Here is a 26663-nt window from a genome sequence, read left to right as displayed (position 1 = left end):
GAGGTCTGGCGCAGATGCTATCGGCGCCGTACGGCGCTTCGGGGCGGGACGGGTTTAGATCTTGTCGCCGATCTTGACCTGGGGTGCCGGCGCCCGCATCCGGCGGAAGGTGATCGCCCGCATGATCGCGTAGAGGTAGAGCGAACCCATCCGTGCCTCGGTCTTGGGGAACCGCTGCTGGACCAGGTTCTTGATCTTGCGCGAGATCAGGATCGAGTCGATCACCACGCCGAGGGCGAGTGCGCCCCAGAGCAGATTCGAGATCAGCTGTACGGCCGGCGGCATCACGGCCGACGAGCCGAGCACCACGATCAGTGCGCCACCGAAGAACCAGGTGCCGACCGTGCGACGGGAGTCGACCACGTTGCGGGCCAGCAGCTTCTCCGGACCCCGGTCCCGGGGGCCGCCCTCGCGGCGGAACTCGGCCGCCGCTTCGGCCCGCGCGGCCCGGCGACGCTCCCGCGCCTCCTGCTTGTTCGCCGGTGGCCTCGTCTCCACGGCACCCGGTCGGCGCCCGGCGCCGGGACGCTTCGGCGTCTCCTTGCCGAGCTCCTTCTTGCTGGGTGTGTAGCCCCGGGGGCGGGCGGCTTCGGTCGCCTCGTCGGTCGTCACCACGGTGACGTTCTCCTCGACGAGGTCGGTGGGCTTACGGCGAAACAACGACGGCACGGATGAAGGGTAGCGGGCGGCTGACGCCTCCCACACATCACGGTGCGGGAGGCGTCGGCGCGGACCCGTCAGGCGGTGCCGAGAACGGAGTGAAACCGCTCTCCGGCACCGCCGGTGTGTCAAACGGTTACGGGCGCTCGACGTGGGCGCCGAGGTCGGAGAGCTTCGCCTCGAAGTCCTCGTACCCACGGTTGATCAGGTCGACGCCGTACACCCGGGAGGTGCCCTCGGCGGCGAGCGCGGCGATCAGGTGGCTGAACCCGGCCCGCAGGTCCGGGATGACCAGATCGGCGGCGTGCAGCTTGCTCGGCCCGGCGATGACCGCCGAGTGCTTGAAGTTGCGCCGGCCGAACCGGCACGGGGTGCCGCCCAGGCAGTCGCGGTAGACCTGGATGGTGGCGCCCATCTTGTTCAGCGCGTCGGTGTAGCCGAGCCGCTGCTCGTACACCGTCTCGTGCACGATCGACAGGCCCCGGGCCTGGGTCAGCGCGACCACCAGGGGCTGCTGCCAGTCGGTCATGAAACCCGGGTGTACGTCGGTCTCCAGCGCCACCGCCTGGAGTTCCCCGCCCGGGTGCCAGAACCGGATGCCGCCCTCCTGGCCGGGCGAGCCCAGCTTCGGCGGGCGGGCGTCGGTGACCTCGTACGCGCCACCGACCGAGCGGAACACGTTCAGGAAGGTCATCATGTCGACCTGCTCGGCACCGAGCACCTCGACGTCACCGCCGGTGGCGAGCGCCGCCGCGGCCCAGCTCGCCGCCTCGATCCGGTCCGGGATGGGGCGGTGGGTGTAGCCGGTCAACCGGGGTACGCCCTGGATCTCGATCACCCGGTCGGTGTGGACCTTGATGATCGCGCCCATCTTCTGGAGGATCGCGATCAGGTCGACGATCTCCGGCTCCACCGCCGCGTTGCGCAGCTCGGTGACGCCCTCGGCCATCACGGCGGTGAGCAGCACCTGCTCGGTCGCCCCGACGCTCGGGTACGGCAGCTCGAACTTGGTCCCGTGCAGACCGCTCGGTGCGGTCAGGTGCATGCCCTCCGGTGCCTTGTCGACGATGGCGCCGAACTGCCGCAGGGCCTGGATGTGGAAGTCGATCGGCCGGGGACCGATGTGGCAACCACCGAGGTCGGGGATGAACGCGTGGCCGAGTCGGTGCAGCAGCGGCCCGCAGAACAGGATCGGGATGCGGCTCGAACCGGCGTGCACGTTGATCTCGTCGGTGGTGGCGCTCTCCACGTTCGCCGGGTCGAAGACCAGCTCGCCGTCCTCGTCGCCGTCGCTGACCTTCACACCGTGAAGTTCCAGCAGTCCGCGGACGATTTCGACGTCGCGGATACGCGGCACGTCGTACAGGCGGCTCGGGGTGTCGCCGAGCAGGGCGGCGACCATCGCCTTCGAGACCAGATTCTTGGCGCCGCGGACCCGGATCTTCCCCGAGAGCGGGGTACCTCCGTGTACGACCAGAACGTCGTCGGTCAACGCAACCTCCAGCGGATAGGTGCTGCCGGGTTAAGGGGTGCGGGGCGGCTGAGCGTCAGTCACGGCCGTAGCCCGCCGGGGGCGCAGTCGCACAACGTACGACTGGCTCTGTGTCGCCTGGGCAGCATAGCGCTCCGTGACCGAAATGGCGTTGCTCACCCCGACTTAGATGGCATGAAATCGGGACGTCCGCGCCTATCGGTACAGCGACCGTTACTTTGAGTAATTGACTCAGATCATGGGAGTGCGAGCATCTGGTCCAGTGCCACCCGAGCATGGTGCGCGGTGTCCGGATCCACCGTGATCTGGTTGACAATCCGGCCCGCGACCAGCTCTTCAAGGGCCCAGACCAGGTGCGGCAGGTCGATCCGGTTCATCGTGGAGCAGTAGCACACGGCCCGGTCCAGGAACATGATCTGCTTGTCCGGGTGAGCGTTGGCGAGCCGGCGTACGAGATTCAGCTCGGTGCCGACCGCCCAGGCCGAGCCGGCCGGCGCGGCCTCGATCATCTTGATGATGTACTCGGTCGAGCCGACGTAGTCGGCCGCCGTCACCACCTCGTAGCGGCACTCCGGGTGGACCAGCACGTTCACCCCGGGCACCCGCATCCGGACCTCGTTCACGCTGCTCAGGGTGAACCGGCCGTGTACGGAGCAGTGCCCCCGCCACAGGATCATCTTCGCCTCGCGCAACTGCTGCGCGGTCAGCCCACCACCGGGCTTGTGCGGGTCGTAGAGCACGCAGTCGTCCGCGTCCAGCCCCATCTCCAGCACCGCCGTGTTGCGGCCCAGGTGCTGGTCGGGCAGGAAGAGCACCCGCTGGCCCCGCTCGAACGCCCAGCGCAGCGCCCGCTCCGCGTTCGAGGAGGTGCAGACCACACCGCCGTTGCGCCCGACGAAGCCCTTGATGTCCGCCGACGAGTTCATGTACGTCACCGGCACGGTCGAACCGGCGACGCCCAACTCCTCCAGCAGCTCCCATGCCGTCTCGACCTGCGGCAGCGCCGCCATGTCCGCCATCGAACAGCCGGCGGCCAGGTCCGGCAGGATGACCCGCTGCTTCTCACTGGTGAGGATGTCGGCGCTCTCCGCCATGAAGTGCACGCCGCAGAAGAGGATGTACTCCGCGTCCGGCCGGGCGGCGGCCTCGCGGGCCAGCTTGAACGAGTCGCCGGTCACGTCGGCGAACTGGATCACCTCGTCGCGCTGGTAGTGGTGGCCGAGCACGAAAACCCGCTGGCCGAGCTTGGCCTTGGCCGCGGTGGCACGGGCCACCAGGTTGGGGTCACTCGGCGGGGGAAGCTCCCCCGGACAGTCCACTCCACGCTCGCTGTCCGGGTCGGTCCCGCGACCCAGCAGGAGCAGGGCGGCAGCGGTGTTTGACGGCTCTACCCAGGTCGAAGTCACGTCCTCCATGCTCCCACAGCGCGGGCCGCCCGCAGCGCCGGCCGATGTGGGCTGCCACACTGCCGTGATGCGGGTTCTGATCTGTCCAGACAAATTCGCCGGTACTCTCTCCGCCCCCGAGGTGGTCGCCGCGGTGATCGCGGGCTGGCACGACACCGCACCGGGGGACCAGATGGTCGCCCGACCGCTGGCCGACGGCGGTCCGGGCTTCGTCGAGGTGCTCGCCAGCGCGGTGGCCGGGCGCCGGCTGCCGGTGTCGACCGTCGATCCGCTCGGCCGCCCGGTCGAGGGCGAGATCCTTATCACTGATCTTGATGGTGCCGGTGGCGGACCCATCGCGTACGTGGAGAGCGCCCAGGCGTGCGGCCTGCACCTGCTCGCCCCCGACGAGCGCGACCCGAAGGCCACCACCTCGTACGGCCTGGGTCTGCTGGTCGCGGCGGCGGTCGAGGCGGGAGCCCGCCGGGTGGTGATCGGGCTCGGCGGCTCGGCCACCAACGACGCCGGTGCCGGCCTGCTCGCCGCCCTCGGCGCCGCACCGCTCGACGAGACCGGCCACGCCCTGCCGTACGGGGGAGCGGTGCTCGCCGCCGCCGCGTCGCTGGGCGGTGCACCCCGGCTCCGGGAGGTGGAACTGGTCGCCGCGACCGACGTCGACAACCCGTTGACCGGCCTGCACGGCGCCTCGAACGTGTACGGCCCGCAGAAGGGCGCCAGCCGGGAGGACGTGCTGTTGCTCGACTCCGCGCTGGAGCGCTTCGCGGTGGTGCTGGAGCGGGAACTGTCGACCTGCCCACCGGAGTTGGCCGCGCTGCCCGGCGCCGGTGCGGCCGGCGGCCTCGGCGCGGCGATCCTCGCTCTCGGTGGCCGGTGCGAGTCGGGAATCAAGCTGGTCAGCGACATGATCGACCTGGAGGCCGCGCTTGACGAGGCGGATCTCGTGATCACCGGCGAGGGCTCGTTCGACCACCAGTCGCTGCGCGGCAAGGTGGTCGCCGGCATCGCCGGCGCGGCCCGGGACCGGGGGGTGCCCTGCGTGGTGCTCGCCGGCCGGGTCAGCACCGGTCGGCGGGAGGCGGCGGCGGCTGGGGTGACCGAGGCGTACAGCCTGGTCGACCACTTCGGCGGTGAGGAGCACGGCGGGGTCGAGCAGGCCATGACCCGCCCCGCCGAGGGCCTGCGGGAGGTCTCCGCCCGCCTGGCCCGCCAGTGGAGCCGCTGAGAAGTAAGGAAGGGCCCCTTGTTATCGCTTTCTGTATAACAAGGGGCCCTTCCTACATCGTGGTCAGGCGGCGCGGCGGCCGATGCGCTCGAGTTCCACCTGGCGGTAGTCCGGGGCGGCCTGGTCACCGACGGCGGTGCCCCGGTGGCGGCCCCGCCGGCTCAGGACACCGATCGCCGCGATCACCAGCCCGAACACGGCGATCCCACTGACCAGTCCGATCGCCGGGTAGAACGAGTCCGGCACGTGCCCAAGCGCGGGGGCGTCGCTGGCCAGGATCGCGGTGACCCCGGCCAGGGCGATCGCCCCGCCGATCTGGAACGCGGTCTGGACCAGCCCGGAGGCGAGCCCCTGCTCCTCGTCGGCCACCCCGGAGGTGGCCTGGATGTTCAGCGTCGGGAAGGCGAGGGCGAAGCCGGCACCGAGCAGCAGCATGGTGGGCAGGATCACGCTGAAGTAGCGGGCCTCCCCGCCGATCCGCAGGAAGAGCAGGTACGCGGCGAGGAAGGCGACGAAACCGCCGGCCACCACCGGGGCGGTGCCGAACCGGTTGACCAGTGCGCCGGTCCGGGGTCCGCCGAAGGCGACGATCAGCCCGGCGGGGAGGAAGGCGAGCGCCATCTCCAGCGGCGACCAGCCGAGCACCACCTGTACGTAGAGCGTGCCGATGAACTGGAAGCCGATGTAGGAGCCGGTCACCGCGAGCGCGCCGAGATTGGCCCGGACCAGTGTCCGGTTACGCAGGATGCCGAGGCGTACCAGCGGGTGGGCGACCCGTCGTTCGATCGCCACGAAAGCGGCGATGAGTGCCGCGACCAGGGCGAAGGAGCCGAGCGTACGGGCGGAGGCCCAGCCGACGTTCGGTGCCTGGACGACGGCGTACACCAGCAGGAGTAACGCCGCGGTGGAGGTGGCCGCGCCCCCGAGGTCGTAGCCGGCGCCGGACGGGCGTTCGGTGCGGTGACGCGGGATGAGCTTGATGCCGGCGATCAGGATCACCAGGGCGATCGGGGCGGGCAGCAGGAAGGTCCAGCGCCAGCCGGCCTCGGTGAGCAGTCCGCCGAGGATCAGTCCCATGGAGAAGCCGCTGGCCCCGCAGGCGGTGTAGAAGCTCAGCGCGCGGTTGCGGGCCGGCCCCTCGTGGAACGTGGTGGTGATGATCGACAGGCCGGCCGGTGCGGTGAAGGCGGCGGCGACGCCCTTGATGAACCGGGTGCCGATCAGCAGGTTCGGGTCGTCGACCAGACCGCCGAGCAGGGACGCGAAGGCGAAGACGCCGATCGCCCAGAGGAACACCCGGCGCCGGCCGAGCAGGTCGGCGGCGCGGCCGCCGAGCAGCAGCAGGCCGCCGTAGCCGAGCACGTAGCCGCTGACGATCCATTGCAGGGCGGAGTTGGAGAGGCCGAGGTCGGTCTGGATCGAGGGCAGTGCCACGCCGACCATCGAGACGTCGAGGCCGTCGAGGAAGAGCGCGCCACAGAGTACGAGCAGCGTGCCGTAGAGGCGGGGGGTCATCCGTGGTCCGCCGCTGGTCGTGTCCGGCGGGGACGGCCGGGATGGTGGCCCGCTGTCGGGCGTGGTGGAAAGTGCCATGCTGAGCAACTTACTTGCACGCGCATCTAATGCACAAACAATAAGTGCTTGCACACATTTTGCTTGGACATGTGGTAGGGTCCGGGACGTGTCCGAGGACGACCTGCTAGTCACCGAATGGCGCCAGCTCGCCAGCCGGTACGCGGCGGCCTCGTGCGCGCTCGAACGCGAGCTACAGGACCGACACGGGCTCGGCGTGAGCGAGTTCGAGGTGATAGACCGGCTCGCCACGAGCGAGGCGGCCAAACTGCGCATGCAGGAACTGGCCGAACTGGTACATCTAAGTCAGAGTGCGTTGAGTCGGGCGGTGGCCCGGCTGGAACGGGACGGGCTGGTCTGCCGGGCCCTCTGCGAGCAGGACCGGCGTGGCGTCTTCGTCACGCTCACCGACGCCGGGCGGCAGCGGCAGGAAGAGGCCCGACCCACTCGTCGGGCGGTGCTGGAGACGAGCCTCGGGTCGGCGCCAGTGCCGGCAGCCGGGTGACCCGCACCTCACCGACCTACAATTAGATCCGAACCACATTGGGAATGGCCGGTCAGAAGGCTAGCGTTGGCCAGTACGGACCCAAGACACCGTCGCAGGGGAGACTTTCACGTGACCACGCCAGTGCAGACTGAGTCGACTGAGTCGACCGAGGCAAAGGCCCCAAGCACCATCGTCCTCACCGACATCGCGGCGCAGAAGGTCAAGGCCCTGATCGAGCAGGAAGGCCGCGACGACCTGCGGCTGCGGGTCGCCGTACAGCCTGGTGGCTGCTCCGGCCTGCGGTACCAGCTCTTCTTCGACGAGCGTTCGCTCGACGGTGACGTCGTCAACGACTTCGACGGGGTCGAGGTTGTCGTCGACCGGATGAGCGCCCCGTACCTCGCCGGCGCGAAGATCGACTTCGCGGACCGGATCGACGCCCAGGGCTTCACCATCGACAACCCGAACGCGCAGAACTCCTGCGCCTGCGGCGACTCGTTCCACTAGCACGACCGCGGTCGCGAGACCGCCACGTACGTACGAACGTTCAGCGGGGCCTTCCTGTCCGGAGGGCCCCGCTTTCGTACGTCCGGGTTCAGCTGGGGTTAGGAAGGGCCCCTTCCTATACAGAAAACGATAGGAAGGGGCCCTTCCTTACCCCCGCATGGCCGGTAACTGACTGAGCGGGGGCGACGGGATGGCCGGGCCGGTAGGCTGACTCGGCTGTACAACCCACACCGACGCGAGGGCGCCGATATGAAGATCGCCGTTACCGGCTCGATCGCCACTGATCACCTGATGCACTTCCCCGGTCGATTCGCCGACCAGCTCATCGCCGACCAGTTGCACAAGGTGTCACTCTCCTTCCTCGTCGACGATCTCGTGCTCCGGCGCGGCGGCGTGGCGGCCAACATCTCCTTCGGCATGGCCCAGCTCGGCCTGAAGCCGATCCTGCTCGGGGCGGTCGGCGCCGACTTCGCCGACTACCGCTCCTGGCTGGAGCGGCACGGTGTCGACTGCGAGTCGGTGCACGTCAGCGAGATCGCACACACCGCGCGTTTTGTCTGCACCACCGACCTCGACATGTGCCAGATCGCCTCGTTCTACGCCGGGGCGATGAGCGAGGCCCGCAACATCGAGCTGGCCCCGGTCGCCGACCGGATCGGCGGCCTCGACCTGGTCCTGGTCAGCGCGAACGACCCGGAGGCGATGATCCGCCACTCGGAGGAGTGCCGGGAGCGGGGCTACGCCTTCGCCGCCGACCCGTCCCAGCAACTCGCCCGGATGGAGGGCGCCGACGTGGTCTCCCTGATCGACGGCGCCGAGTACCTGATGACCAACGACTACGAGAAGTCGCTGCTGCAGAGCAAGGCCGGGCTCACCGACGCCCAGCTGCTGGAGCGGGTCAAGATCCGGGTCACCACGCTGGGCAAGGACGGCGTGGAGATCGCCGGCCGCGACTTCGCCACGTTCCGGGTGCCGATCGCCCGCGAGATCGAGGCGTCCGACCCGACCGGTGTCGGTGACGGCTTCCGGGCCGGCTTCTTCGCCGCGCTCTCCTGGGGACTCGGCCTGGAGCGGGCCGCCCAGGTCGGCTCGCTGCTCGCCACCCTGGTGCTGGAAACCGTCGGAACCCAGGAGTACGAGGTGCGCCGCGACCTCTTCGTGAAGCGCCTGGCCGAGTCGTACGGGGACCAGGCCGCCGAGGACGTGCAGCCGCACCTGAACTGACCCGTGGTCGGTTGTCCTGCCGGGCGGCGTACGTCACCCGGCAGGACGACCGGTGGCGCGGGCGGTCAGGGGCGCGGATCGCTTCCCGACTCGCCGGCCGGCTCCGACGGCACCGACAGGTGCTGGTGGGTCATCAGCCACGCACCCTCGCGCCGCTCGAACACCCGGGTTCCCCGGGACCAGGTCTCGAAGGTCTGGCCGGCGGGCTGCGTGACCCGGATCCGGTTGAGTCCCCACGCGACGGCGAGGTCGTCGCGTACCAGAATCTTCAGGTCGGGTACGTCCCAGCTCACGGCCGCCCCGTCACCCGCGTCGAGACCGCGCTCGCAGACCTCCCGTACCGCCTCGACCCCGAGGTACTGGAGCGGCGGCACATGCTCGTACGAGACGACGTCGTCGGCGATCACAGCCATCAGGCCGTCCAGGTCCTTCGCGGCGGTCCGGTCGAACCACCGCTCGTGCACCCGGCGCACCTCCCCCTCGCCGTCGACGTCCTGCGCGGCGCCGGGCGGGTCGGTGAGCGGGAACGAGTGGTGTTCGTGGGTGACCAGCCAACGGCCGCCCTCCTTGCGCAGGCCCAGCGTCAGCCGTAGCCGGTTGTCGGGGTGCGCGGCGAAGTCGCCCTCGGTGCCGCAGCGCAGCAGGGCGTACGCGAAGGCCACGTCGGTGCCGGCGGTGATGTCGAGCGACTCGATCTCGAACGAGGCGCCCTGTGCCTGCCACCGGAAGAACGGCGGCCACGTCTCCCGGTACGCGTCGAGACCGCGTGCCCCTTCGTACGGCGGCGGCACGTCGTACATGACGATGTCCTCGGCGTGGTCGGCGAGGACCCCGTCCAGGTCACCCTTGTGTACCGCCTCGGCCCAGCGTTCGATCAGGCCACGGATCTGCTCTTCGTCGGTCGCCATAACTCAGCTCGGTCCTTCCGGTCGATACGTCCGTCAGGACTACAACCCCCGCCAACCCCAAAACTCATCGCCCCCACCCACCCCCCCACCCCCCCCACCCCCCCACCCCCCTGCCCCCCTGCCCCCCCTGCCCCCCCCCGCGCCCCGCCCACCCCACCCGTCGATCTAGGGAAAATCCCTGCTTGTTGATCGCCATCCACGTCAATTTGCCCTAGATCGACGGGGGTGGGGGGCGCGGGGGCGCGGGGGGCAGGGGGCAGAGGGCAGGGGAGAGGGGCAGGGGCGGGGCGGGAGGTGGGTTAGTGGAGGCGGCGCAGGTCGTAGGCGGGGGAGCCGTCGACTGTCGTCGCCGACACGAACTCCTGGCCGCGCATCCGGCACCACGCCGGAAAGTCGATCGCGGCGGCGGGATCGTCGGCGAGCACCCGCAGCACCGCGCCGACCGGCAGCTCGGGCATGTGACGGGCCGCCGCGATCACCGGCAGCGGGCAGCGCTGGCCCCGGCAGTCGAGCACCTCCGGCGACTCGACCGGGATCTCGGGCGAGTCGCTCACAGCCCGACCACCCCGGCCTCGGCCCGCAGGTCGGCGACGACCGTCGGCAACTCGGCCAGGAAACGGTCCACCTCGGCGGCGCTGCTCTCCCGGTGCAACGAGATCCGTACGTTGCCGTGTGACAACACTCCCATCGCGGCCAGCACGTGCGACGGTTCGAGTGTCGAGGAGGTGCAGGAGGAACCGGAGGAGACCGCGAACCCGCGCCGGTCCAGCGCGTGCAGCAGCGCCTCGCCGTCGACGTACAGGCAGGAGAAGGTGACCAGGTGCGGCAGGCGGTCGGCCGGGTCGCCCACCACCTCGACGTCCGGCACGGTCGCGGCGACGGTCGCCCGGATCCGGTCCACCAGTGGCGCGAGCCGGGCCGCCTCGGTGGCGGCGTCGGCGCTCGCCGCCCGCAGCGCGGCGGCGGCGGCCACGATCGCCGGCAGGTTCGCCACCCCCGGCGTACGCCCCGCCTCCCGCTCGTCCGCCGGATAGGGCGACAGCCAGCGGGTGCCCTTGCGGACCACCAGGATCCCCACCCCCGGCGGCCCGCCCCACTTGTGTGCGCTCGCCGACAGCACCGACCAGCCCGCCGGCACCGGCACCCGGCCGACCGACTGGGCGGCGTCCACGTAGAGCGGCACCCCGGCGCCGGCGCAGGCCTCGGCCGCCACCGTCACCGGCTGGATCGTGCCGACCTCGTGACTGGCGGTGATCAGTGCGGCGAGCGCCACCCCGGGGGCGGTCACCGCCGCCGACCAGGCCGCCGGGTCGATCCGACCGAGCGTGTCCACCGGTACGGAGACTGCCTCGCCACCGGCGGCCACGTGCCGCTGCGCCGCGTGCAGCACGGCGGAGTGTTCGATCGCCGAGTGCACCAGCGTGGCCCCGGCGCGGCGACGTCCGGCCAACCCGCCGAGCACGGCGGCGTGCGCGGCGGTCGTACCGCTGGCGGTGAAGGAGAGCTCGTCCGGACGTACCCCCAGGATCTCGGCGGTCGCGGCCCGCGCCGCGTCGAGGAGCTGGCGTGCCCGGCGGGCCTGTGTGTAGAGCTTGGCCGGGTCGGCCCAGCCGTCGGTAAGGGCGGCGAGCAGGGCCTGACGGGCCACCGGATGCAGCGGTGCGGCAGTGGCGGTGTCGAAGTAGACCGGCGTGGCGCTCTCCGGTGATGGTGCGGCATTCACAGCGCAACGGTAACCCGCAGCGGATCGAGCAAGATCCCCATTGGGGGACAGAGTGACCCCAGAGCTGTCGGACCCGGAATGGTCGAGTAATCTGCGACCGTCGGTGACGCCTTTGCTGTTGGTTGGGAAAAGAGACACCAGCGGCGCGCTAGGGAGGCAGGACCAGGTGGTCGCAAGGGGTTCAGATGTACGGCCCACGGCCGGAAGGCGCAGCCAACGGCGTAATGCCGTCCGGCTCGCCGGGCTCGGTGTCGGTGGCGCGGCGCTGCTGACCCTGCTCACCGGTTGTGACGTCGGCAAGACGTTTCACGGCTTCGGTTGGCCGCAGGGCGGAATTACTCCGCAGTCGCACCGGATGTACGACCTCTGGATCGCCTCGACGATCGCCGCACTCGCGGTCGGCGTCTTCGTCTGGGGCCTGATCTTCTGGTGCATCATCCGTTACCGCAAGCGCGGTGACTCCCTGCCGGTGCAGACCCGGTTCAACATGCCGATGGAGTTCCTTTACACCATCGCGCCGGTGCTGATCGTGGCGGTGCTCTTCTACTACACCGCGATCGTGCAGACCGATGTCGACCGGACCTCGAAGAACCCGGACGTGACCGTCGAGGTCGTCGCGTTCAAGTGGAACTGGCAGTTCAACTACCGCGACGCTATCGGCCCGGACGCCAACACCGTCGCCTCCACGCTCGGCACCACCGAGGTGATTCCGGTGCTGGTGCTGCCGACCGGCCGGAGCATCCGGTTCGAGGAGACCAGCAAGGACGTCATCCACTCGTTCTGGGTGCCGGAGCTGCTGTTCAAGCGGGACGTCTTCCCGGGCAACGTACGCAACGTCTTCGAGGTCGACCGGTTGACCACCGAGGGCGCGTACGTGGGCCGTTGCGCCGAACTCTGCGGCACCTACCACTCGATGATGAACTTCGAGCTGCGGGTGGTCTCGCCGGCCGAGTACGACCAGTTCCTCGCGGCGAAGAAGGCCGGCCAGTCGACCCAGGACGCGCTCACCGCGATCGGTGAGAACCCGCTCGCCACGACGACCGAGCCGTTCCAGACCCGGCGTAACGAGAACAACTTCAACAAGACCAGCGCCGCCGGCGTGGGAAGCTGAGGACGGGCATGAAGTCTGAGTGGCGCCTCTTCGGCATCATCGCGGTCTTTCTGTTCATCGCCACCTTTGTCTACGCGGGTTGGACCGATGGCCAGTTGGGCCACGTCGACTGGATCGGCAGCACCGCGCTGGCACTGTCCACCCTGCTGCTGGTGATGCTGGGCGGGTTCTTCTGGTTCGTGTCCCGCCGGATCGAGCTCCGTCCCGAGGACCGGCCGGACGCGGAGATCGCCGAGGGCGCGGGCGAGATCGGTTTCTTCAGCCCCGGCAGCTACTGGCCGTTCGGCCTCGCCGTCGCGGCCAGCATCGCCGGCCTCGGCCTGGTGTTCTGGCAGTGGTGGCTGATCCTGGTCGGCATGGTCGCGGTGATCTTCTCCGCCTGCGGCCTGCTCTTCGAGTACTACACCGGCACCCGGCGCACCGCCGAGCACTGAGCCGGCGGGCCGACACTGGCCCCTGGATGTTCGCCGTATCGCCGTCGACCGGGGATCCGCAGCGATGGACTGACGCAAGGTCAGCCACCGCCCGGACCCCGGTCAACGGCTTTTGGTCCTGACGCGCTGCCGTGTCCTGACGCGCTGCCGTGGCGAAAAATGGGCTCAGCGGCCGGTAGCCGCGTTTTCAGCCGATGTTGGTACGCGAGGACGTGCGGGAGAAGTTCAGCTCTCCTCGGCCGCCTTGGCCGCGGTGGCGACCTCGATCCAGCGGTCCAGGGTCCGGGCGGCGGCGCCGGAGTCGATCGACTCCGCCGCGACCCGCAGGCCCTCGCCCATCGTCTTCATCAGATCGCCGTCCAGGCCCCACTGGGCGGCCAGCGCCGCCGCCGAGTTGACCAGCACCGCGTCCCGGACCGGTCCGGCCTCACCGGCGAGCAGCCGCCGGGCCGCGTCGGCGTTGAAGGTGGCGTCCCCGCCGCGCAGGTCGCCCGGGGCGGAACGGGGCAGCCCGAGGTCGGCCGCGTCGAGCACCGACTCGGTCACCCGACCCCTGTCGGCGATCCAGACCCGGGTCGGCGCGGCGGTGCTGAACTCGTCCAGCCCGTCCTCACCCCGCATCACCAGCACCGAATCGCCACGGGCGGCGAACACGCCGGCCATGACCGGCGCCATCCGGGGGTCGAAGCAACCGACAGCGGCGGCCCGAGGGCGGCCCGGATTGGTGAGCGGGCCGAGGAAGTTGAATGCGGTCGGCACGCCGAGCTCGCGACGCGGAACCGCGGCGTGTCGCATGCCCGGGTGGAACCGGGACGCGAAGCAGAAGCCGATGCCGGCCGCCGTGACACAGTGCGCCACCCCGGCCGGACCGAGGTCGAGCGGGATGCCGAGGAACTCCAGCAGGTCAGCGGCGCCACACGAGGAGGAGGCGGCCCGGTTGCCGTGCTTGACCACGCGTACCCCGGCGCCGGCGACCACCATCGCGGTCATGGTGGAGATGTTCACCGTGTGCGCCCGGTCTCCGCCGGTGCCGACCACGTCGACCGCGCTGGCGCGTACCTCGTCGGGCAGCTCCACCAGGACCGCCCGGCCCAGCATCGCCTCGACCAGCCCGGCCAGCTCGCCGGAGGTCTCACCCTTGGCGCGCAGCGCCATCGCGAAACCGGCGATCTGAGCCGTGGTCGCCGAGCCGGACATGATCTCGCCCATGGCCCAGGCCGTGTCGGCGGTGGACAGTTCCTCGGCGCGGAGCAGCGCGGCGAGGAGGTTTGACCAGGTCCGTTCGCCCATGATGGGCCTCCCGAGCGGGGGTTGGGATACGGGCTGTGCCAGGGTGTCCACGGTGCGTCAGGTCGAGCCGGGCCACGGAGCGCGGCCGGTCGGGCGCCGGTCCGGCGTCAGGCCGCGGCGCTCGCCCCGCTCGCGCGTACGCGCAGCAGGTCGGCGACGGTCCGGCCGGTGGTCACCGGGTCGAGCGGGTGCACCAGAGTCGCGTCGACCTGGGCGTACGCGGCCAGCCAGCGGTCCGCCGCACGGGCGATCACCACACAGGTCGGCGGCGCGTCCTCACGGTCGTCCTTGATCTGGCGGGCGATGCCGATGCCGCCGGCCGGGGTGGCCTCACCGTCGAGCAGCATCAGGTCGATCTCGTAGTCGTCGACCAGCCGTACGCACTCCTCGTAGCTGGAGGCGTCGGTGAACTCGACCTTGAGGTCGCTGGCCGGACGGGTGCCCACGGCGAGGCGCATCCGGTCCCGAATCTGCGGGTCGTCGCTGTAGAGCAGGACGGTGTAAAGGCGTTCGGTCATCGGTCCCAGGGCTCCCACGTCGTAGCTGCCCGCTGATCGTACCGGTCCCGGCGCGGCGGGCCGGCTCCCCCCGTGACCCGGGGGTGGGTGCGCCCGGATGGCGGGACCGGCGCGCCGCGTGACGCGCGGGGGCGCGCCGCGCTCGCGGCGGCCCCGGACCCGAGGTCGTGGTCAGGTGGCGGTGCCGCCGGAACTCGCCGCCGCGGCGCGTTCGCGTGCCTCCTGACGGTCGAGTTCGCGGTCGATCCGGCGGGCCTCCCGTTCGGACTGGCGGACCCACTGGAGCACCAGAACCGCGATCATTGTCACGCTGACGAACTCGCCACCGGCCCAGAGCACACCACCGGCGACCTTCTGGTCGGCCCACGGGTCGGCCCAGCCGAGCGCCAGCGACGGGTACCAGTCGCCACCGAACAGGGTGGAGCTCTGCATCACGGTGAGCCCGAGCACGGTGTGGAACGGCACCGAGAGCAGCATCAGCAGCGCCCGCGCCGGGTACGGCCACCGGTTGGGCAGCGGGTCGTGCCCGACCAGTGGCCAGAAGAACAGGCAGCCGGTCAGGATGAAGTGGGCGTGGATGAGTTCGTGCGCGAACGGGTGCTCCAGGGTGATCCGGTAGAGCCCCGTGAAATAGAGCACGAACGGGTTGACCACGAACAGGCCGAAAGCGAAGAGCGGGAACGAGAAGACCCGGGCCACCCGGCTGTGCAGCACCGCGAGCAGACGGCGGCGGGGCGCGCCGGTGACCGTACGCAGCGCCAGGGTGATCGGCGCGCCGAGCGCGAGGAAGATCGGCGCGACCATCGAGAGCACCATGTGTTGGATCATGTGTACGGAGAGCAATGTGGTGTCGTACGCGTGCAGTCCGCTCACCGTGACCGCCGCGATCGAGCCCAGTCCGGGGCCGATGAAAAGCACCGTCCGGGAGACCGGCCAGTGGTCGCCCCGGACCCGTAACCGGTGGACTCCGTACAGGTAGAGCCCGGCGGCGAGGACCAGGCCGACTGCGATCCAGCCGTCCAACCTCGTCTGGGTGAAGATCGTGGAGACGGTGAACGGGGGCGGATTGGCGGCCTCGCCCGACGCCAGGGTCGGCGTCAAGGACGAGGTGAGAGTGTGGATCGGATCGACGCGCAGCACGTTTTTCAGGCTAGGCCAGTCGAACCTGGCGAGGTTAGCTACCCCGGAACTCGTGCCGGTTTTGCCACCCCGAGGATCGCGGGTGCTGATCGGGGGCAATAATGACCGCGTGACAGCGGCCCCAGCCATTGACAAGAGCCGGATCCACTCTCTGACGCGTCCAAACATGGTCAGCGTCGGGACGATCGTGTGGCTCTCCAGCGAACTGATGTTCTTCGCGGCGCTCTTCGCGATGTACTTCTCCATCCGCGCGGCTGCGCCGGATCAGTGGGAGAAGCACACCGAGGTGCTCAAGGTTCCCTACGCGACGACGTTCACGGTGATCCTGGTGTTGTCCTCGGTCACCTGCCAGCTCGGCGTCTTCGCCGCGGAGCGGGGTGACGTGCATGCGCTGCGGCGCTGGTTCACGCTCACCTTCGTGATGGGCCTGATCTTCGTGCTTGGTCAGCTCAACGAGTACCGCAACCTGGTGCACGAGGGCGTCAAGATCAACGAAGATGGCTACGGGTCGATGTTCTATCTGACCACCGGCTTCCACGGCCTACACGTCACCGGCGGTCTGATCGCGTTCATCATCTTCATGATGCGTACCACCATGGGTCGGTTCACTCCGGCTCAGGCCACCTCGGCGATCGTCGTGTCGTACTACTGGCACTTCGTCGACGTCGTGTGGATCGCGTTGTACGGCATGATCTACTGGCTTCAGTGATCATGGCGCCGTCACCTTGCGCGCCGCCGCCCCGTCCCTGAGAAAAGGTCGAGAAACCGTTAAGGACACAGGCCATGACTTCTGACACCCCAGCGCGCGATCCGGCGGCCCCGGTACGCGGGCCAGCCGGGGCGATCGCCAACGCGGCATCATCGCGCGATTGCGCAGCGGCAGGTCCGCGCCGCGCAGTCGGGGCCGCAGGCGGCTCGGCGCGGCGGTGCGCCTGGTAGCCGCCCTGATCCTGGCCGGCGGTGCGTACACCGTGTTCGCGCCGGGCCTGCAGGCGCAGGACACCCCGCAGCTGTCCAGTGCGGCACAGGAGGGCAAGGCGCTATTCGACGTCAGTTGCGTCTCCTGCCACGGCCGTAACGCCCAGGGCATCGAGGGCCGCGGGCCGAGCCTGATCGGCGTCGGTTCCGCCTCGGTCGAGTTCCAGGTGGGTTCCGGCCGGATGCCGCTGGGACGCCAGGAGGCCCAGGCCGAGCGGAAGCCCCCGGTCTTCAACGAGGACCAGACCACCCAGCTCGGCGCGTACGTCCAGGAACTCGGCGGCGGGCCGCAGATCCCGGAGCACGAGCTGCGGGCCGGCGGCAACGTCGCCGAGGGCGGCGAGCTGTACCGGATCAACTGCGCGGCCTGCCACGGCTTCGGCGGCGGCGGTGGCGCGCTCTCCTCGGGCAAGTTCGCGCCGAACCTCAAGCCGGCCACCGACCGGCAGATCTACGCCGCGATGCTCACCGGCCCGCAGAACATGCCGGTCTTCGGGGACAACCAGATCCGCCCGGACCAGAAGGCCGACATCATCGCGTTCGTTCAGGAGACGTTGAAGCACGAGCAGGACCCGGGCGGCTTCTTCAACCTCGGTCGGTTCGGTCCGTCCACCGAGGGTCTGGCCATCTTCCTGGTAGGCATCGTGGCTCTGGTCTTCACCAGTTTGTGGATTGCGGGGAAGTCGTGAGCGAGCGTACGTCGACACACGGGGCCGAGCAGGAGGAGCTCGATCTGACCGACCCCCGGTTGTCGCACTTCGAGATCATGCGCGAGGGGGCGCGGCGGGACGGCATCGAGATCGTCCACTACGAGCCGCCGTTCCCGGTCCTGGGCACCAAGGCGGAGCGTCGGCTCACCCGTACGGTCTCGCTGTTCTTCCTCCTCACCGGCCTGGCCTCGCTCGCGTTCCTGGTGATCTACATCGCCTGGCCGTGGCGGTACGAGTCGGGCAGCGGTGACGACAAGCTCTTCACCCCGCTGCTCGGTCTGACCCTGGGCGTGGCCCTGCTCGGCATCGGCTTCGGCATCCTCGCCTGGGGCAAGAAGCTGCTGCCGAAGGAGGTGTCGATCCAGGGCCGGCACGACGGCGGGTCCAGCGAGACCGACCGGAAGATCGCCGGTAGCACGATCGTCTACATGGCCGAGGAACTCGGCTTCAAGCGTCGGCCGTTGCTCGGCTTCGCCGCCCTGGTCGGCCTCGCGCCGGTCGGTGTGGTGGCGGCGGCGCCGCTGGTCGGTGGTCTGATCAAGCAGCCGCACAAGAACAACCAGATGTTCACCACGGGGTGGGCCCCGCAGGACGGCAAGCTGATCCGGCTGACCCGGGAGGACGGCACGCCGTTGCGTCCCGAGGACATCAGCGCCGGCGGTCAGCTCACCGTCTTCCCGGGCATCGAGGACGGGGTCAGCAACAAGCACGCCGACTCCCCGACGCTCCTGATCCACCTGCGTGACGACGATGCCCGCACCGCCCGGACCGCCAACGAGGGCGCGGGACACGGCGACTTCATGTGGGGCAACTACATCGCCTTCTCGAAGATCTGCACCCACGCCGGCTGCCCGGCGAGCCTGTACGAGCAGCAGACGAACCGTCTGCTCTGCCCGTGCCACCAGTCGCAGTTCCTGATCACCAACAACGCCCGGCCAGTCTTCGGGCCCGCCAGCCGTCGCCTGCCTCAGCTGCCGATCGAGGTAGACGCGGATGGCTTCTTCGTGGCGAAGTCCGACTTCACCGAGACCGTCGGGCCCGACTTCTGGGAGCGGCCATGAAGCGCCGGAAATTCGACGTAGCAGCGGTGCCGGGCAAGGCGGCCGGCGAGGTCGATGACCGGCTGCAAGTAGCCACCCCGTTGCGGGCGCTGCTGAACAAGGTCTTCCCGGACCACTGGTCGTTCCTGCTGGGCGAGATCGCGCTCTTCTCGTTCATCGTGCTCCTGCTGACCGGTGTCTTCCTCACCTTCTTCTTCGAGCCCGCGATGACGGAGGTCACCTACAACGGCAGCTACGCGCCGTTGCGGGGGGCGCACATGTCGGCCGCGTACAAGTCGACCCTGGACATCTCGTTCGATGTCCGTGGCGGTCTGATCATGCGGCAGATGCACCACTGGGCCGCCCTGATGTTCATGGCGTCCATCGTGGTGCACATGATGCGGATCTTCTTCACCGGCGCGTTCCGCAAGCCGCGTGAGCTGAACTGGATCATCGGTACGCTGCTCTTCTGGATCGGCTTCCTGGCCGGGTTCAGCGGCTACTCCATCCCGGACGACGGCCTCTCCGGCACCGGCCTGCGGATCGCCTCGGCGATCATGCTCTCCATCCCGGTGATCGGGTCCTGGCTCACCTCGTCGATCTTCGGTGGCGAGTTCCCCGGCGAGATCATCGTCAGCCGGTTCTACATCGCCCACGTGCTGCTGATCCCGGGTCTGCTGCTGGCGCTGATCAGTGCCCACCTGGGTCTGGTCTTCAAGCAGAAGCACACCCAGTGGCCCGGCCCCGGCCGGACCAACAGCAACGTGGTCGGGGAGCGGATGTTCCCCCGCTACGCGCTGAAGCAGGGCGGCTTCTTCATGATCGTCTTCGGCGTGATCGCGCTGCTCGGCGGTCTGTTCCAGATCAACCCGATCTGGCTCTTCGGCCCGTACGAGGCGTGGGTGGTCTCCTCGGCCAGCCAGCCCGACTGGTACGTCATGTTCCTCGACGGGTCGACCCGGCTGATGCCCTCGTGGCAGATCAACATCCCGATCGGCAACGGGTACGTCATCCCGCCGCTGTTCTGGCCGACGGTGGTCCTGCCGGGCATCCTCACCATGTTGCCGATCTTCTACCCGTTCATCGAAGCGCGGTTGAACAAGGACAACAAGATCCACAACCTGCTCGAGCGTCCCCGGGACAACCCCAGCCGTACCGCCCTCGGTGCCATGGCGGTCTCGTTCTACCTGGTGCTGACCCTCTCCGGGGCGAACGACGTCATCGCGGACAAGTTCTTCATCAGCCTGAACGCGATGACCTGGGCCGGCCGGATCGGGCTGATCATCGTTCCGCCGCTGGCGTACTACGTCACCTACCGGCTCTGCCTGGGTCTCCAGCAGCACGACCGTGAGGTGCTGGCGCACGGTGTCGAGACCGGCATCATCCGGCGGCTGCCGGACGGTCGCTTCATCGAGGTGCACCAGCCGCTGGCCGACACCGACGAGCACGGCCACGGCGAGCTCGAGTACGTCGGCTGGGTGGTGCCGAAGAAGATGAACCGGCTGGGCGCACTCGGCCCGGCGGTCAAGGGCTTCTTCTACCCGATCGAGAAGCCGGTCGAAGCTCCGGTCTCGCCCGGCCACCCGCCGGTCGAGCCGCGGCCGGACCGCGAGGAGATCAGCAGCCGGGGCGGCAACCACTAACCGTCGCCCCACCGCCTCGAACGTGGCGCCCACCGGTTCTCCGGTGGGCGCCACGCCCCTTTCCGCCCCTTTCTGCCCCCCGTCCTCCCTGATCCACCTGTCCCTCCCGGGTCGTCCGGGTGCGTCGATCATGAAATTGGGGCAATTTTCGAGGCCGTCGACCGCGCCAACTTCATGATCGACCCGGCGGTGCTGGGGAATGGCGGGATTGGCCGCGTGTGAGACCCGCAATGGGGTAAGCCCCTGCTGTCCAACGATGCGAGGGGGGAAGCACATGTTGGCTGTCAAACGCTTGGGGATAGGCGCCGGGCTGGCGATGCTCGGTCTGGCGCTGGTGGGTCTCGCGCCCGCTACCGCCGCACATGCCGCAGCTGCGCCGTCCCAGCAGGATTCGCAGTACCTGCAGGCGCTCCACCAGGCCAACCTGGCGGAGATCGCCAGCGGCAACCTGGCCCGCCAGAACGGTACGAACAAACAGGTGCAGGACCTGGGGTCACAATTCGTCATGGACCACGCCCAGTTGGATAAGCAGGTGCAGAGCACCGCTTCGTCCGCCGGGGTGACCCTGCCGGACTCGCCGACTCCGGACCAGCAGGCGGTGATCAGTCAGTTGCAGGGGACCAGCGGTGCCGCGTTCGACACCCAGTGGATCTCGGCGGAGCTGACCGCGCACCTGAAGAACATCCAGGCGACCCAGACCGAGCTGGCCCAGGGCTCGGACCCGGCCGTGAAGAAGGTGGCCCAGACCGCCCTGCCGAAGCTGCAGATGCACTTCGACGAACTGCTGCAACTGGCCCGGAAGCTGGGCGTTCCGGTGCCGGCGAACCCGTCGGTCGGACCGACCCCGAACCCGAGTGCACCCAGCCCGGGACGTTCCTCGGGATCACCGAGCCCGAGCGGCACCGGCAGCCAACCCGGTCCGGGGAGCACGCTCTCGCCCAACCCCGGCATCAGCTGACCAACAGCTGAACCGACCGGAGCGGACCACGCCGCCCGCCAGCCGTCAGGTTGGCGGGCGGCACGCCGTACGGGTGACGGTCAGGTCAGTCCGCGTCGGCCAGGCCGATCGCGAACGCCTCCTCCAGGTCATGCTGCGAGTAGGCCCGGAAGGCGATGTGCGACTCGGTGTTCATCACACCCGGCACCTTCGAGATCCGGCCCGCGATCACCTCGGCGATCTCGTCGAACTCGCGCACCCGCACCACCGCGATCAGGTCGACGTTCCCGGCGACCGAGTAGACCTCACTGACTCCGGGCTGGGCGGCGAGCGCCTCGGCGACCTCGGGAATCGAGTCGGTCGCGCAGTCGATGAGGACGATTGCGGTGATCACCGTGGGGCTCCTTTCGTGGGCCTGCCGCTCATGCTAGAGGGTCACCGACGGTCACGGTCAGTTCGTGGCCGACCCGGATCGCACCCGTCAGCCGTTCGTCCGCCGCCACCACCGCGCCCGGCCAGACCACCGAGTCGCGCACGGTCCCGCGCACCTCGGCGCCCGCACCGACCACCGCCCGCGTACACCGCCCCGAAACCGTCGCGGTCGGATCGACCAGGTTCCCGCCACCGGCGGCGTGCAGGTTCGCGGCAAGGTAGTCGGCGGGGGTGCCGGTGTCCAGGTACGTGCCGGGGAACGGCACCACGGTCAGCTCACCGGCCGCCTCGGCCGGCCGCCACACCGCCCGGACCAACTCGGTCGGCTCCACCGGCAGATCCCGCAGCCAGCTCCAGGGCAGCAACGAGAACCCGGCGAACCGGTGACCGGCGAAGCCGTACGGTTCGTCCGGGTCGGTGATCGGCTGCCCGAGCAGGCGTACCGTCCGGCCGTCCCAGTCGGCGAGCAACGCGGCGATGTCCGGACCGGGCGGTGCCTGCGGGTCGGCGAGGTAGGCGTCCGCGTTGCCGACGAGCACACCGCGCCCGTCGATCCAGTCCCGCAGATTCGCCACCCCACCGGCGGTGCCGAGCGGTGGACCGGGCTCGACCGAGAGGTGCGCCCGGTCGCCGACCTGCCGGACCACCTGCTCGCCCAGGTAGCAGGCGTTCACCGCGACCCGTTCCGGGCCGCTGAAGCCGAGCCCGGCGACCCGGTCCAGTGCCCGTTCCAGCAGCGGTACGTTGCCGACCGGGCAGAGCGCCTTCGGCACCCGCTCGGTGAGCGGGCGCAGCCGGGTGCCCTCGCCGGCGGCGAGGATGATGGCGCAGATCCCGCCCGGTACGCCGCTCACGCCGTACCGGCGCCGGATTCGGGGGCGGGATCGGGTTCGGGGGTGGTGCCGGTGCCGGCCGGGTCTGCTGCGGCCAACGGGCCGATGCCGTAGCGGCCGAGCAACCGCGCGGTGGAGGTGGTCAGCTGGGGCAGGTCGTCGAGCGGATGCCAGGCGGCCTCGTAGACCTCGCCACCGTCGACCACCAGCGGTGTGCTGCTGGCCGGCACCCGTGCCTCGAAGACACAGTCGACCCAGCCCTTCAGGTGCACCACCGCGTTCGGCGTCGCCGGGGTGAGCTGCTCCGGAGCCAGCCGGACACCGGACTCCTCGTACAGCTCACGGGCGGCGCCGACGATCGGTTCCTCGCCACGCTGGAGCAGCCCGGCGGGCAGGCTCCAGGCCCGGCCCGGCGGTTGGCGCAGCAGCAGCAGGCGACCCGGTGCCGGTGCCTCCGCGTCGTACGTCAACGTCACCGCGCCCACGATGTACTTCGGTACGGCCAGCCGAACCAGCTTGCGACGTACCGGATGGGGCAACCGGTAGAACGCGCGGTAGAAAAGGGCCCGGGTAGATCGACGGCTGATCACGCCACCAGGCTAGAGGGCGTCAGGATGTTCCGCGCCCGCCGGGGCACGATGACCTACTCGGGCTGGTCGACCAGGGCGATCAACCGGTTGACCACGGTGTCGGGCTCGATCGTCCGGTCGACCACCGCGACCAGCATGGTTTCCAGATCGGGGTAGCCGAGTTCCTCGGAGAGCCGTCGCAACGGCAGGTCGTTGGCGAGGCCACGATCGTGCTTGCGCAGGGTCAGCCCGATCGTCGCGCGGCCGAGGCGTACCTTGTCCGCGATCGAGATGCCCGGCTCCTGGTGCTCGGCGAAGAACCGGTTGATCTGCATCTGGGCGTGCGGGGACTTGACGAACTCCAGCCACTCCCGGCGCGGCCCGGACGCGGGCTCGGTCGCCACGTCGACCTCGTCGTGCCCGTCCGCCTCGGTGAAGATCTCGACCACGTCGCCCTCGTCGAGCGGGGAGGCGAGCGGCACCAGCCGGCCGTTGATCTTCGCGGCGAGACAGTGGTCACCCTTGTGGATACTCAGCTCGTACGCCAGGTCGACCGGGGTGGAACCGGCCGGGAGCACGATCTGACGCCCCTCGGCGAAGACCTGGATCTGGCTCTCGGCGAGGTCACCGCGCAACGACCGGAGGAACTGCGCCGAGTCCGAGGTCTCCTGCTCCCAGTCCAGCACCCGGCGCAGCCAGTCCAACTGGTCGGTGTTGGAGCCGCCGCCGCCCGACTGCGGGAACCGGAACTCGGCGGCGATGCCGTACTCGGCGGACTGGTGCATGGCCTTGGTCCGGATCAGCACCTCGACCGTACGTTCCTCCGGTCCGATCACAGTGGTGTGCAGCGAGCGGTAGAGGTTGTTCTTGGGCGAGGCGATGAAGTCCTTGAACCGGCCGGCGACCGGGCGCCACTCACCGTGGATCGCCCCCAGGGCGGCGTAACAGTCGGTGTCCGGGCCGTCCACCACGATCGCGATCCGGGGCAGGTCGAAGGGGACGGAGTGCTCCCCGGCGACGGTGTCCTTCCAGATCGAGTAGTAGTGCCGGGGGCGGGCCTCGACCACGCTGAGCACGCGGTTGCGGCGCAGCACCACCTTCGCCCGGCCGACCACGTCCTGCAGGTAGCTCGACCATCGTGGACGGTTCGCCACGTGTTCCTCGATCCGGGCGTACTGCTCCGGTTCGAGGTGCATCAGCACCACGTCGTCGAGTTCGCGCTTGAGTGTCTGGATGCCGAGCCGGTCACAGAGCGGGACCAGCACCTCCAGCGTGGCGCGGGCGATCCGGGCCCGGGAGGCGGGGGAGCGGACCCCGAGCGTACGCATGTTGTGCAGCCGGTCGGCCAGCTTGATGATCAGCACCCGGACGTCCTTGCCGGCCGCGATGATCATCTTGCGGATCGTCTCCGCCTCGGCGGCCTTGCCGTAGAACGCCTTGTCGAACTTGGTCACCCCGTCGACCAGGTGCGCCACCTCGGGTCCGAAGTCGTCGGTCAGCGCCTGGAGCGTGTAGCGGGTGTCTTCCACCGTGTCGTGCAGCAGTGCCGCGACCAGGGTGGTGGTGTCCATGCCCAGGTCCGCGCAGATCTGCGCCACCGCAAGGGGATGGGTGATGTACGGCTCGCCGCTCTTGCGGAACTGCCCCCGGTGCATGTTCTCCGCGATGGTGTAACCCCGGCGCAGCACGGCGGTGTCGGCGCTCGGGTGGATGCCCCGGTGGCTGCGGGCCAACTCGGTCACCGGGTCGTCCTCGGCGGGGGACCAGGAGAGCAGTGACCGCAGCCGTCTGGTCAGCGGCAACTCGCCCGATCGGGTCGTCGGGGCGCCTCCGAGAGCGGCGCCGCGTCCGGCGTCGACGTCCACGCGGAGACACCTCCTCACCAAGCTGCCGTACGGCCTCGTCCGGTCGTACGGGAGCAGCCCGTCGAAACGGGCAGGACTGCACTTCCTTAACAGCCTAGTTGGGTTGACGTAGTCCGATCGGTCAGTTGCTCATAGGCGTTCGGTCGAGACTTGGGCCGAGGACGCCGACTCCGCCTTCGCGAGCAGGTCCCGGAACCGGGCCGCGCCGCGTACCGGCGAGGCCCAACCGGCGGAAACCTCGACCAGCCGGGTCTCCGGTCGCTCCAACCAGGCCAGTATCCGCTCACTCTCCTCGGCCGAGGCGCTCGGCACCGGACCGTGTCCGGGCAGGACCGTCTCGGCCGTCGCGCGAACCAGGTCGAGCACCGGTCGGGGATGCACCCCCGGTGCCGCCGTGGCCGCGCCCGCCAGCCGCCCGTGCCGGACCACCACCAGCTCCCAGCCCCCGGCCTCGGTCCGGCGGGCCGCCGCCAGCTCGGCGATCCGGGTCAGCCCGGCCAGCCGCTGCATCCGCAGGGTGGCCCGGAGCACCGCGGTGAGCCGGCCGCGCACCGTCGCCGCCTCCTCGTAACGGTGCTCGGCGGCGAGGACCTCGATCCGGGCCAGCAGGGCGTCGACCACCACCTGCGGATCCTCCATCGTCGCCACCCGCAGCGGAATGGTCGCCGTCCGCTCGTACTCCGCCGGGGAGATCCGGTGCTCACACGGCGCCGCGCACCTGCCCAGCTCGGCCAGGGCGCACGCCGGCGTGACCGTCTTCGTGGAGAGCTTGTGTGTGCACTGGCGCAGCGGGACCGCGTCGTGGATGCCCGCCGCCGCCAGCTCGGCGCCCCGCCTGGAGGTGAACGGCCCCAGATAGGCGTCGTCGTCCGGGGCGAGCTGCCGGACCACCGACAACCGGGGGTACGGCTCCGAGGTCAGCTTGAGCCACACCTTCCGTTCCGGAAACTTCGACCGCCGGTTGTACGGCGGCGCGTGCGCCGCGATCAGCCGCAGCTCGCGTACCTCGGCCTCCAGCGCGTGCGCGCACTCGATCGCCTCGACCCGCTCGGCGGCGGCCAGCATCTCCGACATCCGGGCCCGCTTCTCCGCCGCGGTGAAGTAGCTGCGCACCCGGGTGGCGATGTCACCGGAGGTACCGACATAGAGCGGCCGGTCGTCGGCGGCCCGGAAGATGTACACCCCGGGCGCCTTGGGCAGCCCGTCGGCGAGGTAACGCTTACGCCGCTGGGTGGGGGTGACCGCGCGGGCGAACTCGATCGCCTCGCCGACGGTCTGCACCCCGTGCCCGCCCAGCCGGGCGATCAACCCGTGCAGCACGTCGACCGTGGCCTGGGCGTCGTCCAGCGCCCGGTGACTCGGCTGGCGGGAGGTGCGGAAGTATGCGGCCAGGGTGCCGAGCTTGCGGTTGGGCACCTCGTCCCGGGTGAGCACCCGGCGGGCCAGCGCGGCGGTGTCCAACACCCGTGGATTCGGCCACGGCTGGCCGAGCTGGGCACAGGCGGCCTTGAGGAAACCGACGTCGTACGGCGCGTTGTGGGCGACCAGGACCGCGCCCCGGATGAACTCCAGGAAACTCGGCAGCACCTCGGCGATCCGCGGCGCCGGCAGCAGCATCGCCTGGGTGATCCCGGTCAGGACGGTGATGAACGGCGGGATCGGCTGATCAGGGTTGACCAGCGTGGCGAGCGTGCCCAACTCCTCGCCACCGCGCACCTTGACGGCGCCGATCTCGGTGATGCCGCCACCGTCCGGGGCACCACCGGTGGTCTCCAGGTCCACCACCACGAACGTCGTCTGGAACAGGGGCAACTCGTCCGGGGCCTGGTCGCCGGTGAGCAGCCCGTCCAGGGTGCCCTGGAGGTAGCCGGGCCGCACCGGGTCCGAACCGCTGCGGGGCAGCGGCGGCCGGGCGGGCCGCACCGGGGAATCGGGTTGTGCCATTCGGGCAGGTTAGGGCCT

At 69.9% G+C, this 26663-nt stretch carries 26 protein-coding genes; 11 read left to right on the top strand and 15 right to left on the bottom strand.

The window, feature by feature from the left end:
- Positions 1–54: 54 nt before the first annotated feature.
- The 3 genes from BDK92_RS07825 to nadA form a co-directional block, all read right to left on the bottom strand.
- Complete coding sequence (locus tag BDK92_RS07825) at positions 55–669, bottom strand: DUF3043 domain-containing protein (RefSeq protein WP_121161795.1); 615 nt, start codon at positions 667–669, stop codon at positions 55–57.
- Between the two features lie 127 nt (positions 670–796).
- Positions 797–2152 (bottom strand): UDP-N-acetylglucosamine 1-carboxyvinyltransferase, encoded by a 1356-nt coding sequence (murA, locus tag BDK92_RS07820; RefSeq protein ID WP_121155970.1) that lies wholly within the window; start codon positions 2150–2152, stop codon positions 797–799.
- A 236-nt stretch (positions 2153–2388) separates the two neighbouring features.
- Positions 2389–3558 (bottom strand): quinolinate synthase NadA, encoded by a 1170-nt coding sequence (nadA, locus tag BDK92_RS07815; RefSeq protein ID WP_121161793.1) that lies wholly within the window; start codon positions 3556–3558, stop codon positions 2389–2391.
- A gap of 67 nt (positions 3559–3625) precedes the next feature.
- Here nadA and BDK92_RS07810 point away from each other — a divergent pair, with 67 nt between their 5' ends.
- Positions 3626–4780 carry a glycerate kinase family protein gene (locus BDK92_RS07810; protein WP_121155968.1) on the top strand — a complete coding sequence of 385 codons (1155 nt, stop codon included), beginning with the start codon at positions 3626–3628 and terminating at the stop codon, positions 4778–4780.
- 63 nt (positions 4781–4843) lie between these two features.
- On the opposite strand, the gene BDK92_RS07805 is transcribed toward BDK92_RS07810, so the two are convergent.
- Positions 4844–6373, bottom strand: a complete 1530-nt coding sequence (locus BDK92_RS07805; protein WP_121155966.1) for an MFS transporter — start codon at positions 6371–6373, stop codon at positions 4844–4846.
- A gap of 88 nt (positions 6374–6461) precedes the next feature.
- On the opposite strand from BDK92_RS07805, the gene BDK92_RS07800 reads away from it, so the two are divergent.
- The 3 genes from BDK92_RS07800 (at position 6462) to BDK92_RS07790 (ending at position 8570) form a co-directional block, all read left to right on the top strand.
- The gene (locus tag BDK92_RS07800) at positions 6462–6857 is read left to right on the top strand and encodes a MarR family winged helix-turn-helix transcriptional regulator (RefSeq protein ID WP_246016886.1); all 396 of its coding nucleotides are present in this window, start codon (positions 6462–6464) and stop codon (positions 6855–6857) included.
- Between the two features lie 111 nt (positions 6858–6968).
- A complete protein-coding gene (gene erpA, locus BDK92_RS07795) occupies positions 6969–7346 on the top strand; it encodes an iron-sulfur cluster insertion protein ErpA (protein ID WP_121155962.1) in 378 nt (125 codons plus the stop codon).
- 249 nt (positions 7347–7595) lie between these two features.
- Positions 7596–8570, top strand: a complete 975-nt coding sequence (locus tag BDK92_RS07790; RefSeq protein ID WP_121155960.1) for a carbohydrate kinase family protein — start codon at positions 7596–7598, stop codon at positions 8568–8570.
- Positions 8571–8635: 65 nt separating this feature from the next.
- Here the strand turns inward: BDK92_RS07790 and BDK92_RS07785 are convergent, their stop codons facing one another.
- The 3 genes from BDK92_RS07785 to BDK92_RS07775 form a co-directional block, all read right to left on the bottom strand.
- On the bottom strand, positions 8636–9478 hold the full coding sequence (locus BDK92_RS07785; RefSeq protein ID WP_121155955.1) for a nuclear transport factor 2 family protein: 843 nt from the start codon (positions 9476–9478) through the stop codon (positions 8636–8638).
- 299 nt (positions 9479–9777) lie between these two features.
- Positions 9778–10032 carry a sulfurtransferase TusA family protein gene (locus BDK92_RS07780; protein ID WP_246016884.1) on the bottom strand — a complete coding sequence of 85 codons (255 nt, stop codon included), beginning with the start codon at positions 10030–10032 and terminating at the stop codon, positions 9778–9780.
- Positions 10029–11201 carry a cysteine desulfurase family protein gene (locus BDK92_RS07775; RefSeq protein WP_246016882.1) on the bottom strand — a complete coding sequence of 391 codons (1173 nt, stop codon included), beginning with the start codon at positions 11199–11201 and terminating at the stop codon, positions 10029–10031. The genes BDK92_RS07780 and BDK92_RS07775 overlap by 4 nt, the downstream gene beginning before the upstream one ends.
- 166 nt (positions 11202–11367) lie before the next feature.
- On the opposite strand from BDK92_RS07775, the gene ctaC reads away from it, so the two are divergent.
- Together ctaC and BDK92_RS07765 are read left to right on the top strand one after the other, a co-directional pair.
- On the top strand, positions 11368–12312 hold the full coding sequence (ctaC, locus tag BDK92_RS07770) for an aa3-type cytochrome oxidase subunit II (RefSeq protein WP_121155951.1): 945 nt from the start codon (positions 11368–11370) through the stop codon (positions 12310–12312).
- A gap of 8 nt (positions 12313–12320) precedes the next feature.
- On the top strand, positions 12321–12746 hold the full coding sequence (locus tag BDK92_RS07765; protein WP_121155949.1) for a cytochrome c oxidase subunit 4: 426 nt from the start codon (positions 12321–12323) through the stop codon (positions 12744–12746).
- 225 nt (positions 12747–12971) lie between these two features.
- Here the strand turns inward: BDK92_RS07765 and trpD are convergent, their stop codons facing one another.
- From trpD to BDK92_RS07750, 3 genes are all read right to left on the bottom strand, one after another.
- Positions 12972–14036, bottom strand: coding sequence for an anthranilate phosphoribosyltransferase (gene trpD, locus BDK92_RS07760; protein ID WP_121155947.1), 1065 nt, complete (start codon positions 14034–14036; stop codon positions 12972–12974).
- Between the two features lie 107 nt (positions 14037–14143).
- Positions 14144–14554 (bottom strand): response regulator, encoded by a 411-nt coding sequence (locus BDK92_RS07755; RefSeq protein ID WP_121155945.1) that lies wholly within the window; start codon positions 14552–14554, stop codon positions 14144–14146.
- A 171-nt stretch (positions 14555–14725) separates the two neighbouring features.
- Positions 14726–15694 (bottom strand): cytochrome c oxidase assembly protein, encoded by a 969-nt coding sequence (locus BDK92_RS07750; RefSeq protein ID WP_121155943.1) that lies wholly within the window; start codon positions 15692–15694, stop codon positions 14726–14728.
- A gap of 109 nt (positions 15695–15803) precedes the next feature.
- On the opposite strand from BDK92_RS07750, the gene ctaE reads away from it, so the two are divergent.
- The 5 genes from ctaE to BDK92_RS07725 all read left to right on the top strand — a co-directional run bounded on the left by ctaE (position 15804) and on the right by BDK92_RS07725 (position 21023).
- Positions 15804–16403, top strand: coding sequence for an aa3-type cytochrome oxidase subunit III (gene ctaE / locus BDK92_RS07745; protein WP_121155941.1), 600 nt, complete (start codon positions 15804–15806; stop codon positions 16401–16403).
- A gap of 151 nt (positions 16404–16554) precedes the next feature.
- Entirely contained in the window at positions 16555–17361 is an 807-nt protein-coding gene (qcrC, locus tag BDK92_RS07740) for a cytochrome bc1 complex diheme cytochrome c subunit (RefSeq protein WP_246017491.1), read from the top strand.
- Entirely contained in the window at positions 17358–18443 is a 1086-nt protein-coding gene (gene qcrA / locus BDK92_RS07735) for a cytochrome bc1 complex Rieske iron-sulfur subunit (protein ID WP_246016881.1), read from the top strand. Before qcrC ends, qcrA begins: the two co-directional genes overlap by 4 nt.
- Positions 18440–20065 carry a cytochrome bc1 complex cytochrome b subunit gene (gene qcrB, locus BDK92_RS07730; protein WP_121155937.1) on the top strand — a complete coding sequence of 542 codons (1626 nt, stop codon included), beginning with the start codon at positions 18440–18442 and terminating at the stop codon, positions 20063–20065. The genes qcrA and qcrB overlap by 4 nt, the downstream gene beginning before the upstream one ends.
- 274 nt (positions 20066–20339) lie before the next feature.
- Positions 20340–21023, top strand: a complete 684-nt coding sequence (locus BDK92_RS07725) for a DUF4142 domain-containing protein (RefSeq protein ID WP_121155935.1) — start codon at positions 20340–20342, stop codon at positions 21021–21023.
- Between the two features lie 85 nt (positions 21024–21108).
- Here BDK92_RS07725 and BDK92_RS07720 read toward each other — a convergent pair whose 3' ends face one another.
- The 5 genes from BDK92_RS07720 to BDK92_RS07700 form a co-directional block, all read right to left on the bottom strand.
- Complete coding sequence (locus BDK92_RS07720) at positions 21109–21396, bottom strand: Lrp/AsnC family transcriptional regulator (RefSeq protein ID WP_121155933.1); 288 nt, start codon at positions 21394–21396, stop codon at positions 21109–21111.
- Between the two features lie 28 nt (positions 21397–21424).
- The gene (locus tag BDK92_RS07715) at positions 21425–22288 is read right to left on the bottom strand and encodes a sugar phosphate nucleotidyltransferase (RefSeq protein WP_121155931.1); all 864 of its coding nucleotides are present in this window, start codon (positions 22286–22288) and stop codon (positions 21425–21427) included.
- A complete protein-coding gene (locus BDK92_RS07710; RefSeq protein ID WP_121155929.1) occupies positions 22285–22857 on the bottom strand; it encodes an NUDIX domain-containing protein in 573 nt (190 codons plus the stop codon). Before BDK92_RS07710 ends, BDK92_RS07715 begins: the two co-directional genes overlap by 4 nt.
- Before the next feature lie 53 nt (positions 22858–22910).
- Positions 22911–24701, bottom strand: coding sequence for a RelA/SpoT family protein (locus BDK92_RS07705; protein WP_121155927.1), 1791 nt, complete (start codon positions 24699–24701; stop codon positions 22911–22913).
- A gap of 129 nt (positions 24702–24830) precedes the next feature.
- Positions 24831–26645, bottom strand: a complete 1815-nt coding sequence (locus BDK92_RS07700; RefSeq protein WP_121155925.1) for a DEDD exonuclease domain-containing protein — start codon at positions 26643–26645, stop codon at positions 24831–24833.
- Positions 26646–26663 lie beyond the last annotated feature (18 nt).

Source organism: Micromonospora pisi (assembly GCF_003633685.1).
GTDB classification, from domain to species: Bacteria; Actinomycetota; Actinomycetes; order Mycobacteriales; family Micromonosporaceae; genus Micromonospora_G; species Micromonospora_G pisi.
Note: the sequence above shows the minus strand (reverse complement) of the source record. Positions and strands in the feature narration are given on the sequence as shown.

Coding starts and splice junctions, on each gene's coding strand:
- BDK92_RS07810 (WP_121155968.1), top strand. CDS start 3,626: ATGCGGGTTCTGATCTGTCCAGACAAATTCGCCGGTACTCTCTCCGCC.
- BDK92_RS07805 (WP_121155966.1), bottom strand. CDS start 6,373: ATGGCACTTTCCACCACGCCCGACAGCGGGCCACCATCCCGGCCGTCC.
- BDK92_RS07790 (WP_121155960.1), top strand. CDS start 7,596: ATGAAGATCGCCGTTACCGGCTCGATCGCCACTGATCACCTGATGCAC.
- BDK92_RS07785 (WP_121155955.1), bottom strand. CDS start 9,478: ATGGCGACCGACGAAGAGCAGATCCGTGGCCTGATCGAACGCTGGGCC.
- BDK92_RS07765 (WP_121155949.1), top strand. CDS start 12,321: ATGAAGTCTGAGTGGCGCCTCTTCGGCATCATCGCGGTCTTTCTGTTC.
- trpD (WP_121155947.1), bottom strand. CDS start 14,036: ATGGGCGAACGGACCTGGTCAAACCTCCTCGCCGCGCTGCTCCGCGCC.
- BDK92_RS07755 (WP_121155945.1), bottom strand. CDS start 14,554: ATGACCGAACGCCTTTACACCGTCCTGCTCTACAGCGACGACCCGCAG.
- qcrB (WP_121155937.1), top strand. CDS start 18,440: ATGAAGCGCCGGAAATTCGACGTAGCAGCGGTGCCGGGCAAGGCGGCC.
- BDK92_RS07725 (WP_121155935.1), top strand. CDS start 20,340: ATGTTGGCTGTCAAACGCTTGGGGATAGGCGCCGGGCTGGCGATGCTC.
- BDK92_RS07700 (WP_121155925.1), bottom strand. CDS start 26,645: ATGGCACAACCCGATTCCCCGGTGCGGCCCGCCCGGCCGCCGCTGCCC.